11 protein-coding genes and 1 tRNA gene are annotated in these 12,489 nt (G+C 30.3%); 8 read left to right on the forward strand and 4 right to left on the reverse strand.

Annotated elements, in window-relative coordinates; all coding sequences use genetic code 11:
• Positions 1 to 245: 245 nt before the first annotated feature.
• Positions 246 to 319, reverse strand: a tRNA-Gly gene (locus KKC53_02255).
• Between the two features lie 374 nt (positions 320 to 693).
• Between KKC53_02255 and KKC53_02260 the strand changes: the two genes are divergently transcribed.
• From KKC53_02260 to KKC53_02280, 5 genes are all read left to right on the forward strand, one after another.
• The gene (locus KKC53_02260; protein ID MBU2597994.1) at positions 694 to 2,604 is read left to right on the forward strand and encodes an aldehyde ferredoxin oxidoreductase family protein; all 1,911 of its coding nucleotides are present in this window, start codon (positions 694 to 696) and stop codon (positions 2,602 to 2,604) included.
• Positions 2,605 to 3,069: 465 nt separating this feature from the next.
• Positions 3,070 to 3,915 carry a basic amino acid ABC transporter substrate-binding protein gene (locus KKC53_02265; GenBank protein ID MBU2597995.1) on the forward strand — a complete coding sequence of 282 codons (846 nt, stop codon included), beginning with the start codon at positions 3,070 to 3,072 and terminating at the stop codon, positions 3,913 to 3,915.
• A 331-nt stretch (positions 3,916 to 4,246) separates the two neighbouring features.
• Positions 4,247 to 4,927, forward strand: coding sequence for an amino acid ABC transporter permease (locus KKC53_02270; GenBank protein ID MBU2597996.1), 681 nt, complete (start codon positions 4,247 to 4,249; stop codon positions 4,925 to 4,927).
• Positions 4,920 to 5,642 carry an amino acid ABC transporter ATP-binding protein gene (locus KKC53_02275; protein ID MBU2597997.1) on the forward strand — a complete coding sequence of 241 codons (723 nt, stop codon included), beginning with the start codon at positions 4,920 to 4,922 and terminating at the stop codon, positions 5,640 to 5,642. Before KKC53_02270 ends, KKC53_02275 begins: the two co-directional genes overlap by 8 nt.
• A 155-nt stretch (positions 5,643 to 5,797) precedes the next feature.
• Positions 5,798 to 6,433 carry a hypothetical protein gene (locus KKC53_02280; protein MBU2597998.1) on the forward strand — a complete coding sequence of 212 codons (636 nt, stop codon included), beginning with the start codon at positions 5,798 to 5,800 and terminating at the stop codon, positions 6,431 to 6,433.
• 67 nt (positions 6,434 to 6,500) lie between these two features.
• Here KKC53_02280 and KKC53_02285 read toward each other — a convergent pair whose 3' ends face one another.
• Positions 6,501 to 7,139 (reverse strand): hypothetical protein, encoded by a 639-nt coding sequence (locus KKC53_02285; protein MBU2597999.1) that lies wholly within the window; start codon positions 7,137 to 7,139, stop codon positions 6,501 to 6,503.
• 579 nt (positions 7,140 to 7,718) lie between these two features.
• Between KKC53_02285 and KKC53_02290 the strand changes: the two genes are divergently transcribed.
• The 3 genes from KKC53_02290 to KKC53_02300 all read left to right on the forward strand — a co-directional run bounded on the left by KKC53_02290 (position 7,719) and on the right by KKC53_02300 (position 10,391).
• Positions 7,719 to 8,651, forward strand: coding sequence for a radical SAM protein (locus KKC53_02290; GenBank protein ID MBU2598000.1), 933 nt, complete (start codon positions 7,719 to 7,721; stop codon positions 8,649 to 8,651).
• 387 nt (positions 8,652 to 9,038) lie between these two features.
• Complete coding sequence (locus tag KKC53_02295; GenBank protein MBU2598001.1) at positions 9,039 to 9,593, forward strand: sigma-70 family RNA polymerase sigma factor; 555 nt, start codon at positions 9,039 to 9,041, stop codon at positions 9,591 to 9,593.
• The gene (locus KKC53_02300) at positions 9,594 to 10,391 is read left to right on the forward strand and encodes a hypothetical protein (protein ID MBU2598002.1); all 798 of its coding nucleotides are present in this window, start codon (positions 9,594 to 9,596) and stop codon (positions 10,389 to 10,391) included.
• Positions 10,392 to 10,440: 49 nt separating this feature from the next.
• Here KKC53_02300 and KKC53_02305 read toward each other — a convergent pair whose 3' ends face one another.
• Together KKC53_02305 and KKC53_02310 are read right to left on the reverse strand one after the other, a co-directional pair.
• Positions 10,441 to 11,217: a 3-oxoacid CoA-transferase gene (locus KKC53_02305; protein ID MBU2598003.1), complete on the reverse strand. Its 777-nt coding sequence runs from the start codon at positions 11,215 to 11,217 to the stop codon at positions 10,441 to 10,443.
• 89 nt (positions 11,218 to 11,306) lie between these two features.
• Positions 11,307 to 12,332 (reverse strand): CoA transferase subunit A, encoded by a 1,026-nt coding sequence (locus KKC53_02310; GenBank protein MBU2598004.1) that lies wholly within the window; start codon positions 12,330 to 12,332, stop codon positions 11,307 to 11,309.
• Positions 12,333 to 12,489 lie beyond the last annotated feature (157 nt).

Below are 12,489 nucleotides of genomic sequence, written 5' to 3' on the forward strand. Positions count from 1 at the left end.
AACCCCTATCATTAGACACATTGTATACTAAAATTAATTAAGTTAGAATAGATAAATGTAATTTAAAACTACTATTGAATTTTTAAACTCAAGAAATTTTATGCTTGTGGAGTTGAGAGGTTGCTCTCGACTACGAAGCAGGAAGCTTTACGCCTCCAGGTGTAGAGTGATTCACATCAAATATCTCAATGTGTTCCTCTTCTAAGCTCAGATTGTAAGTTATAAAGAAATAATAATTTATAAATTGGAGCGGGTAAGGGGACTTGAACCCCCGATTCAAGCTTGGGAAGCTTGCGTATTACCCCTATACTATACCCGCTCAATATTATACTATTATAAATGAAAATTTCTAAATATGAGTTTTTAAAATAAGAAAAATTTGATTAATTATAGAATCTCTCCTTTAAAAAATTATAGAGTTTCAATCTTAAAAAATTTATTTTAGAATTTCCTCCCATCCTTGATGTAGGAGATAATGGTAAGTTTTAATTAATATGTAGTGTGTATTTTAATGAAATTTTCCTCCCCCTTGATGGGGGAGGGATAGGGTGGGGGTGAATAATTAATAAATCATATTAAAAAGTGTTAGCCTTATAGGTTAAACTAATAAATATATATGATATTGAGAAAAATGTTTAATATGTTTAATGTAAAAAATAATTTTAGTTGTTTACGGAAAGATAGAGGGGTAATATGATTTTTGGATATGCTAATAACTTAATTTATATAAATCTTTCAACAGGGAATGTGGAGAAAAGGAAAATAAAAGAACATGTGGCAAGACAATATTTTGGGGGTGCAGGATTAGCTGCTTATTTATATTTAGCTGAATTTGATATAAATTCTGAACCTTTTGATCCAAAAACTCCTATTATTTTTACCACAGGACCTTTCACTGGAACAAAAGTTCCATCATCTGGAAGACACAGTGTTGCATCTAAATCCCCTCTTACTGGGATCTGGGGTGAAGCTGATGTTGGTGGTACATTTGGAGATATTTTAAAAAGAAATAAAGTGGATGGGATTGTTGTTTATGGTTCCTCTAAAATTCCAGTATACATAATAATTTCTGAAGATAATGTTCAGATAAAAAATGCTTCACATCTCTGGGGGAAAGATACCTATGAAACATATGAGATTCTAAATAAAGAAGTAGGAAATATTGAAGTTGGAAAAGTGGAAAATAAAATATCTGCAATGGTTATTGGACAAGCAGGGGAGAACTTAGTTAGATTTGCTTCTATTATGACTGATGGAAAACATGGAAGAGCACTTGGTAGATGTGGAATGGGAGCAGTCATGGGTTCAAAAAATCTTAAGGCTATTGTAACCTTAATTAAAAAGAGCAGAAAAAAAGACGGGAAGACTGAAATAAAAATTCCGATAGCTTATCCAAATAAGCTTATTGAATCTATTAGAAAGGTAGTTCCTGATATAGTGAAAGCTTCTAGTCGTTTTAGGAAATATGGGACAGCTGGGAGTTTTAAAAGAAATATGGAGATAGGGGATGTTCCAGTGAAAAACTGGATAAGTGGAAGGTGGTTAGAGGGTGGAGAAAGCTTAAATGGAAAGAATATGGTTGAAATTGCAAAAAAAGGTAATTTTTACTGTGCAAAATGTCCAATTGGGTGTGGTGGAGTTGCTGAGACCGAAAGTCCCTATGGAAAAATTATCGGATCTATACCTGAATATGAAACTATTTCAATGTTGGGTGCAAATTGTTATATTGATGATATGTTTGCAGTTATGAAAGCAAATGAAATGTGTAATAGATTCGGATTGGATACTATATCTACAGGTTCAGTGATAGCTTTTGCCATGGAAGCTTATGAAAAAGGATATTTCAATAATTTAGAATCCAATATTGAAATCAAATGGGGAGATGCAAATATAGTTTTAAAATTAATTAAAATGATAGCCTTCAGGGAAAAAATAGGGGATTTATTAGCAGAAGGTGTCAGAATTGCTTCAGAAAAACTTGGAAATAATAGTAAAGAATTTGCTATACACTGCAAAGGATTGGAACTTCCAGCACATGATCCAAGAACATTCTCAAGTCTTGCCTTAGGTTATGCTACGGGAAATAGAGGAGGATGTCATCTTCAAGCCTTATCGCATATTATGGAAAGGTCTTTTACAATTCCTGAGTTGGGCTATGATAATGTATTAGATAAATATTCTACTGAGGGGAAAGCAGAGATGGTAGTAAAAATGCAGAATTATATGGCTATACTTGACTCATTAAAGATATGTAAATTCCTAATTTTTTATGAAGCTACTCCTAAAAAAATATTAGAGTGGCTAAATTTAATAACAGATTGGAATTTGGATTTTAATGAGTTCTTGAAAGTAGGAGAGAGAATATATAATCTTAAAAGAATTTTTAACTGTTCTTTAGGTATGACAAGAAAAGATGACAATCTTCCATCAAGAGTTTTAACTTATAGAAAAGATGATAATGATATGTTTGGAAATATTATAGACCTTGATAAACTTTTAAATGATTATTATGAAGTTAGAGGTTGGGATGAAAACGGAGTTCCCACCAAAGAGAAATTAGAAGAATTAAACTTAACAGAATTTAGTAAATTTATAAATACTTAGATAAGAGATTCTTAATTTTTAATAAGTAATTAAGATTTAATTAAATTTATGTTTACTTTTGAGATTTATGGCATGGTTTCGAAGACATTTCAAACCCTCCCCTACCCCCTCCCTTGATGGGGGGGCAAGGGGAGGGTATAAACAACTTGAATTTAATAGTATATTAAATTGAACATGGAACGAATATGTTTTTGTGAGCAGAAGGTGAACAAGTAAAGCAAGATATAATTTCATTTATAGAAGAAAATTTACCAGTTAAATAAATATTGCATTTAAATTGACTTTAGGCTGTGAAAATGCTAATATTCTAACTTAACACTTTATAAATTATTTCAAAATTCTTATAAAGAAATATAAGAAAATAGAAGTTGCACATCTTATTAAAGAAGAAGCAATTAAAAAATAAATAGGAGGTGATTTTATAAAACATTTAATTTGTTATAAAAAATTGATAAGGAGGTTTAAATGAATTTACTTAAAAAACTTATTTTAACAGTTATAGCTTTTTCAATTGTTGCATCTCTATCACTTACACTTATAGGATGTCCTCCAACACCAGTTACCGAAGAACCTACAACTACTGAGGAACCAGCTGAAGCTCCAACAGAGGAAGAAATTGAATTTACAACTATTAAAGAAGGATATTTAACTGTTGGTACTGATGCAGCATATCCACCGTTAGAAAATGTTGAAGCTGGTGAGTTTGTTGGATTTGATATTGATTTAGTAAAAGAAATAGCAAATGGATTAGGACTTGAAGCAGAAATTATAAATACAGCATGGGATGGAATTTTCCCAGCACTAATTGCACATAAATTTGATGTCGTAATATCTGCAGTTACAATTACAGAAGATAGAGATAAGGAAATGGATTTCTCAGATCCCTATCTTGATTCAGACCAATCAATTGCTACTAAAGATGATAGTGGAATTAAAACTAAAGCAGACTTAAAAGATAAAATTTTAGGTGTTCAGATAGGAACAACAGGAGAGCTCACAGCCAAAGAAATTGATGAGGAAATGGGTGTAGCTGAAATAAAAACTTATGATGATATCTTACTGGCATTTGAGGATTTAAAGGCTGGTAGAATTGATGCTATAATAAATGATATTCCAACATCAGCTTATATTGTCAAAGATAACCCAGAATTAGTGATTGTAGAGAAAATAATAACTAACGAAAAATATGGTATTGTATTCGCTCCAGATACACCTGAACTTCTTAAAGCTGTAAATAAGGTACTGAAAGAGATGAAAGAAGATGGAACATATGATCAAATATACAGCAAATGGTTTGGTGAGAATAAGTAGAATATAGAGTTGATTTTTAAAACCCTCTTGTGTAAATTGCGCAAGTTAGTTCTTTATACTAAAACTTGCGCAATTTTTTTATAAAATATTATTTATGTTAAAATCTTAAAATGAGCTATTTATCATATCCTTTATTTAATATATGATTTTTAACCAATGCATCATTTATACGATAAATATTATTGTTTTAAAAATTATTAAAAAAAATTATAGAATTACAAAGAACACAGATAAGAGTGTTTAGCAAAACAAATAGAGATGTGTAAGAAATAACAGCACAGAATACATATGAAATATGTAATCTGAAAAAGAAAATAATTTTGGAGTAAAGATGGAGAATTTACAAAAACTAATAAGATATTATTTCAACTATTCTGTTATGAAAGATGCATTGCCCTTTCTTTTAAAAGGAGCAGTATTAACTATTAAGTTTTCAGTTATAGCTGAATTTTTTGGAGTAATATTTGGACTTATTTTAGCAATTATGAAAATATCCAAAATAAAGGTTTTTAAATACCCAAGCATAGCTTATATTGAATTTTTTAGGGGAACACCATTACTTATGCAAATTATGTTTGCTTATTATGCACTACCATATATAGGGATTAATTTATCTGGATTTTTTGCAGGTTTATTAGCTCTATCCTTAAATAGTGCAGCCTATATTGCTGAAATATTTAGAGCAGGTATTGAATCAATTGAAAGGGGTCAAATAGAAGCATCTCGTTCATTAGGAATGAACTTCTTTCAAACAATGTGGTATATTGTTTTACCACAAGCTTTCAGGAGAGTCACTCCACCCCTAACAAATGACTTCATTATTCTTCTTAAGGATTCATCTCTTTTATCTGTAATAGCTGTTGTTGAATTACTTAGGGCAGCAAAAGAAATAGCTACATGGAAAGTAAATCCCTCAACTTATACTGCTGCTGCTTTTATATACTTGCTAATTACATTACCCTTGTCTCAATTGGTACATTATTTAGAGAGGAGGTATAAGATAATTGATTAAGGTAGTAAACCTTCATAAAAAATTTGGAGATCTCCATGTCTTAAAAGGTATAAATTTAAAATTAAGAAAGAGTGAGGTCTTAGTAATAATAGGACCCAGTGGTTCAGGTAAAAGCACTTTTTTAAGATGTTTAAATCTACTTGAGGAAACTACTTCTGGAGAAATTTTCATTGAAGGTGTCGAAATAACTAAACCAGGTGTTGATATAAATAAGGTTAGACAGAAAATAGGTATAGTATTTCAACTTTTTAATCTATTTCCACATTTAACTGCTTTAGGTAATGTCAGTTTAGCTCCACAGAAAGTTTTAAAGATGAGTAAAAAAGATGCAGAACATTCAGCTAAAGAAATGTTAAATAAGGTTGGTCTTTCTGATAAAATCAATTCTTTTCCTGCTCAATTATCAGGTGGACAGAAACAGAGAGTTGCTATAGCTCGTGCACTCGCAATGAATCCAGATATAATGCTATTTGATGAGGTTACATCAGCACTTGATCCAGAACTTATTAAGGGAGTTTTAGATATAATGAAATCATTAGCACTTGGTGGAATGACAATGATTGTCGTAACTCATGAGATGGGATTTGCAGGAGAAGCTGGAGATAGAATGATATTTATGGATGAGGGGATTATTATGGAGGAAAATACTCCTGAGGAGATGTTTAAAAATCCCCGAAATCCGAGAACAAAGAAGTTTTTAGAAGCCATATTATAATAAATTTTAAAAAATAAGAAATAAGAGAAGCTTTGGACATAGTTTCTCCCTTCGTCTTACTCAATTCCCCTCCCTTTACGGGAGGGGGTAGGGGGAGGGTAAAATGTCTTCGAAACCATGTCGCAAAGCTATATATAAAACTTAAGTTTTAAAAAATGGAAAAATCTGTTTCAAACGATTTTAAAGAGTTATATAAGCTTTATTATGATAAAGCTGAATATGAAATGAATGAAATCTGTAGTGACATAAAAAGTTGTAACCTATGTTTTCCCGAGAATTCCAAGATTAAAGTGTTTGGTAGTGGTCATCCAATGGCAGATTTGTTTATAGTAAAATCCACTTTTACTAAAAGGGAAGGGGATAGCAATATAGCATTTTTTGGGAAAAGTGGAGATGCTATAAAAAAGTCGTGTGAAAAACTATACTATGATTACTCAAATCTTTATGGTACTGATGTAGTCAAATGCTTTGTAAGTGAAGAAATAAGAGAAAAATGCTTTAAAAATTGCTCAAAATTTTTAAAATTGGAAATTTTAGCTTGTCAACCAAAAATAATATTGTCAATGGGGGAGTTGGCTACAAGGGCACTAAATCTTATTAAAATGGAGGATGATGAGGAGATACAATTTCTTCCAGGAAATGTCTATAATCTTTGGCTTGAAATTAAAGTTTTGGTTACAAATGATCTTGTGAAATCATTTTATGATTTAGAAGTAAAGAGACAGGTTTGGAATGACATCCAAAAATTTTTTGAAATGGCTAAAAAAATAGAAACTCCAAAAGATTATTAAAGAAAAATAATCTTTTGGAGTTTGCTTTCTTTTATTTATTGATTATTTTTTACTCATTATTTAGATTTCAATTGTTAACCCTTTCCAGGACACGCGCTTTAATCCCTTCCATTCTTTCTATCTTTCTTTCATTATTGTCAATTGCTCTTTGAATAGCTAGCTGAGCTTCAGGAGGAACTTCGTCCTTAACTTTTATTAAAACCTCTTTTTGTGTATTAAAAATTCCTAAAATCATATCAAAAACTGTATCCAAAACTTCTATGGATTTTTTTTGGGGGGATATCTGTTGGTTTTTACCTTTTTCAGGTTTTCCTTTTTCTTCTTTATCTTCTAATGAATCTTTATCCTCTATCTGTTTACCCCAATTAGTCTTAGCAATGGCTCTCATAATCATTCCGTGAGTCTTACCTATAACTGATTCTAATTTATTAGTTATCTTGGCAATTATAGATACTATGGCTCCATGACTCGTTTTTCCACTTTGGTGTTCTTCTTCAACATTAATGGTTGGCTCTTCGCCATTTTCACTGAAGGAAAGAGTTGAGGTTATCTTATTCCAGTTCATTTTAAATATATTTTCCCCTTCATCCTCAACTGTTATAACATCATCAACATCTTGATCATTATTATCAGCTAGAGCAATGGGAATAACAGTACACATACTTATTATCCCAATAAGAATTAAAATTCCAATTTTTCTCATCATTTATTAATACCTCCCTTTTTTATACTAATTTTTTTAACAATAATAATTCTTTTGGAAGTTTTCATATAATAAAACACATTAAATATTAAAAAGATACGCAAATTTAAAAAATATTTTAATTAAAAAATTTTTTAGAAAATCTTTATTTAAGCTTTGTATAAGTCTATTAATGACTTGTTTTGAATAAATTATTGGATTTTAAAAACAAGCATTAAAATAATATTAATTATAATTAGACATTTATTTATTATTAAAATGTTCCATATATTTTTAAAGTTTTAGAAATATTAGCAAAAAATATTTTTAAACCTTTTTTAATAATAAGATAAAATATGAATAAAAGTGTTTTTGATTAGTTTAAAAAATACCTATACTTTTTTACTTTTGATAATTAAATCATAAACGCAATTCAATTCAACTGATAAGAGAGATTCTTCGCTAACGCTCAGAAAGACAAAAAGGTAAAATTACTTAAATTTGTTAAAATTATGATTATTTAGGAATAGATTAGAAAGAAAGCCAACGGCTTTAGTCGTTGGAGGTGTCACTATATGAATATAAGCAAAAGGATGATTTAATTTGATTCCTTTATATATTGATTTATATAAAAAAGGAGAACTTAAAAAAAGAATAGATGAAGCTTGGGCACTGCTAAAGTCGTGTGTTCTATGTCCACGAAATTGTAAAGTTAATAGGTTAATTGATGAAAAGGGGCTTTGTAATACAGGAAAAAGAGTAGTTGTTTCAAGTTATGGTCCTCACTTTGGAGAAGAATCACCTCTTGTTGGAAAAAGAGGCTCTGGAACTATTTTTATAACATGGTGCTGTATGAGATGTATATATTGTCAAAATTATTCTATAAGTCAATTAGGTGAGGGAACTGAGACAAGTAATGAGGATTTAGCAAAAATGATGTTATCTTTACAAAATCAGGGTTGTCATAATATAAACATAGTAACACCTACACATGTTGTACCACAAATATTATCTGCCTTGGAAATAGCAGTTGGAAAAGGGCTAAATATCCCTCTTGTTTATAACACAGGTGGTTATGATTCTGCAGAAACACTAAAAATACTTAATGGTATATTTGACATTTATATGCCGGATATGAAATATGGTGACAGGACAACTGCTGCAAAACTTTCTAAGATAAGTAATTATCCAAAAATTAATCAAGATGCTGTTTTAGAAATGCATAGACAAGTTGGAGATTTAGTTTTAGATGGTAATGGAATAGCTCAAAGAGGGCTACTTATAAGGCATTTAGTTTTACCGGATAATCTTGCAGGAACAGAAAAGGTTTTAGAATTTATTGCAAAAAAAATCTCAAAAAATACATACCTAAATATTATGGATCAGTATAATCCTCATCATAAAGCATTTAAAAAACCCCCATTAAATAAAAGAATCATAAGTAATGAATATAATTATGCCTTAAAATTGGCAAAAAAGTACGGTTTGAATAGATTAGATTCTAAAAAACCCATATCTTTCATTAGAATTTTTTAAGGATTTCTGAGGATATATTCCAATAGAATATACTATTTAATATATAAGTATGATAATATTTTTTTCATTTCTGATGATATATCTGAACAATATATACTAAATAATTCTAAAATTTTTAATACTTCTTATAATTTAGTAGCAGGTGTTCTTTAAAATTAGGATCACTTCCCTCTCCCTTGATGGGAGAGGGTTAGGGAGAGGGTGTAAATTTGATAATTTAAATATTTCCCCTCCCCTAAAATCCCCTCCCACAAGGGGAGGGGACTATATATATGAATAACTACATATATGTAGATAACTAAACTTTTTTTAGGAAGAGCTTTAATTTTTAAAAAATTAACGTATCTTTTCAAATTTATTAGTGTTTTATTAGTTAGAGAGGAATTATTGGTTTCTGAAAGAAAAATAAGAAGGCTTGTTGAGAGAGCAAAAAAGTATGATCCAGAAGCATTCAGTGAATTATACGAGCTGTATGTAAGAAAAATATATAGATATATACTTTTTAGAGTGGGAGACCCCCATATTGCTGAGGATTTAACTGAGAATGTTTTTTATAAAGCCTTGAAATCAATTGATGAATTTAAATTTAAAAAAGTGCCTTTTTCTTCATGGTTATTTACAATAGCAGGCAATATTTTAAAAAATTATTATAGGCACAAAGCAGTAGAAAAAAAATATCTTTCTGGAATTGACAAAGACTTACAAGTTTCAAATATAGATGTGCAATTAATATTTGAAAAAGAACTTGACAAACAAGATTTAATAAATGCAATAAATAGATTAAATACGGAACAAAGACAAGTAATAATTTTTAAATTTATTTCAGGATTAAAAAATAAGGAAGTCTCAAAGATTATGAAAAAATCTTTAGGGGCGGTGAAAGCTCTTCAATATAGAGCATTAAGAAATCTTAGTTCTTATTTAAGTAAAAAAGTGAGTTAGATGACAACGAAGATTGAGAAAATAATAGACAATTGCATAAAACTAATTTCAGAAAATAATCTGTCGCTGGAACAGTGTCTAAAAAGGTATCCAAAATTTAAAGAAGAATTGAGACCACTTTTGGAATCTTTTATAAAGGTTAAGGAATTTGAGAAAATAAACCCCTCAGCAATTTTTGAGGATGAAGTAAAAATTCGATTTATAAATATTGTAAAAGCAAAACAGTCTCAGATTTTGCCAAAGAAAGGTATGATACCAAGATCTGTAACAAAATTCTCAGGGTTGTGGACTATGCCTATATTAGCAAAAATATCAATTTTTGTAATATTATTCCTGTTTATAAGTGGTTTTACATCAATATTATCAGCTGATAGTTTACCAGGTGATTTTTTATATCCTGTAAAATTAGCAACTGAGAAAGTCATAATATTTTTTACTTCACATCATGAAAGAGCCAATTTGCATGCAATTTTTGCTAAAAAGAGATTAGATGAGATTGAAAGAATGGTTGGAAAGGGAAGAACAGTAGGAATTGATGAAGCATTAAATATTTTAGAAAGCGAAACAGATTCAGCGATTAGTTATATTGAAGATCTCGAAATTGAAATAAGGACACCGGAAGTTATCGATAAGATTTCAGAGAATTTTAAGAAACAGAAGGAAGTTTTAGAAAAAGTTAAGGAAAATGTTCCAGATGAGGTCAGGATAGCTATCGAAAGAGTAATTGAGAACAACATAAAAAAGAGTAGTAAAATAGAGGAGATAAAACAAAATATAATTAAAAGACCTAATAATTAGAATAAACCTATAAATAAAAATAAAGGTAATTAAAGTATTTTTTATTTCTTTATTTTCCAATAGCCATTCCTGTCGGATCTATCTCATGAAGTATTTTTCTTTCTTTTTCAGTTGGGGGAGTTGTAAATTCTATCTTATCAGGGATAATAATATCAAAACTACTATTTTCTTTTACTTTCTCTAAATTAACACCTGGATGTAAGAACAAAAGCTTCATTTTTTTTGTTTCATCATCAAATCCATAAACTCCCAATTGAGTTATAATCCTATAAGGACCACCACCCTCTGGTAAACCTGCTTCTTCTCTAGCTCCCTTACCAGATAAATAACCTGGGGTAGTAATAAAATCAACTTTTTCAACAAATCTAAGCTTATCCTGCCTCATTATAATTATAGTTTTTTGACAAAGTGAACCTACATCATTAGCGCCACCACTTCCAGGTAACCTGACTTTAAAGTTCTCATAAGAACCGATTACAGTAGTGTTTATATTTCCATATATATCAATTTGTGCAGCTCCTAAAAATCCATAATCCATATACCCTGCCTGGGTTAGTGACATACTATCATGCATACTTGATGCAGCTATTGCTTTATAGAATGTTCTGGAATCACCAACTGAAATTGGGAGAACAGGTACTTGTGGACCCATTGAACCAGCCTCAAAAAATATAAGTAGTTTAGGTGCATGTGTTCTTTGAGCAAACATTGTAGCAATCATTGGTAGTCCTGTTCCAACAAAAACTGATTTTTTATCTTCCAGTAGCCTTCCAGCTACGGTTGCTAAGAGTTCTGTTTGAGTGTAATTAATTTCTTTTTCAGCCATTTGAATAAACTCCTTTTGAATTAAACAATTTTTTGATTCATCTAATTATTTAAATTTATTGGATTACTCTAGAGAAATTTAAAATTAAATTATCGGTTTCTCTTTTTCTCAAGCCAGGGAGCTTTTAGTTTAGCCTTTAGATGTTCAACATCTTCTAAATATTTTAATTTTTTCTGACCACCTATTAGTTCTAAGTAATCTTCGAATTTTTCAACTGAATAAACATATTTCTCAAAATATTTATTAACTCCTTCAGGTGTTCTGGACATTTCAAGCCACTCACCGATATGTTCTTCATCAAAGTAGTACTTATATGGCATATTACATGGGTGGGATCCATAGGGTACTTCTATTACTGCATCTACCAAAAAGAATGGTATAACTGTCAGCCAGGGCTTTTCTCTTATCTCATCGTTATCAATTATCTTTTCTGTTGTCATTATTACTCTTCTTCCTGCTCTTGAGAGTTCAAAATCCTCTATGATTATTCCATCAATTTGAGCATTTCCATATATGTCACATCTTGGAACATGCATTACTACTACATCAGGATAACATGCTGGAACAAGACAGATTGGTTTTTTAGAGAATGGATCTTTTACTACCTTTGCTGAACTCTGTTTTAATGTATCTGTACCTAAAAGATTTCTAGTTGGAATGAAAGGAACTCCCATCATAGCTGCTAAAAATCTCCATTGATATCCTGCATTACTAATCTCTGATGTAACCTTACATTTTCTTTCCTCAACTAATCTTCTGGATGCTGGAGATAGGCCTCTTAATTCATGACCAAAAGCATAAGCGACCTCAATTTTATTTACACAACCAGAAGCTATTAATAAATCAGAATCGTGAACTGCAGTCTTACCGGCAAATATTAGGTTCCTCTTTTTCTGCCTGATTATCTCATATATTACTGCCATAGAGACTCTAACATGTCCGAATCCTCCCATTGCGATAAATGAACCATCTTTTACATATTTTTCGACTGCTTCCTTTACTGTTGTTCTTTTATCTTTTAAATCTCTACTTTTATTTTCTAAAATCCATTTTCTATTTTCATCTGGATCATGCCATCCAATAAGTTCCCCTTTACCTTCCTGCAATACTTCCACCTTTAGCCTCCATTTTAAAAATTAATTTATTGCAATAATAAAATGTTAGAAATAATTACTAAAACAAAATGTTAAAAATAATAAATTTAAATGAGTGTCATTGTGAGCCAGGTCCTGGTTGTCATTTCGAGCCACCGAAGGTGGTGTGGCAATCTCA

The sequence above is a fragment of the Actinomycetota bacterium genome (genome assembly GCA_018830725.1).
GTDB lineage: Bacteria > Actinomycetota > Humimicrobiia > JAHJRV01 > JAHJRV01 > JAHJRV01.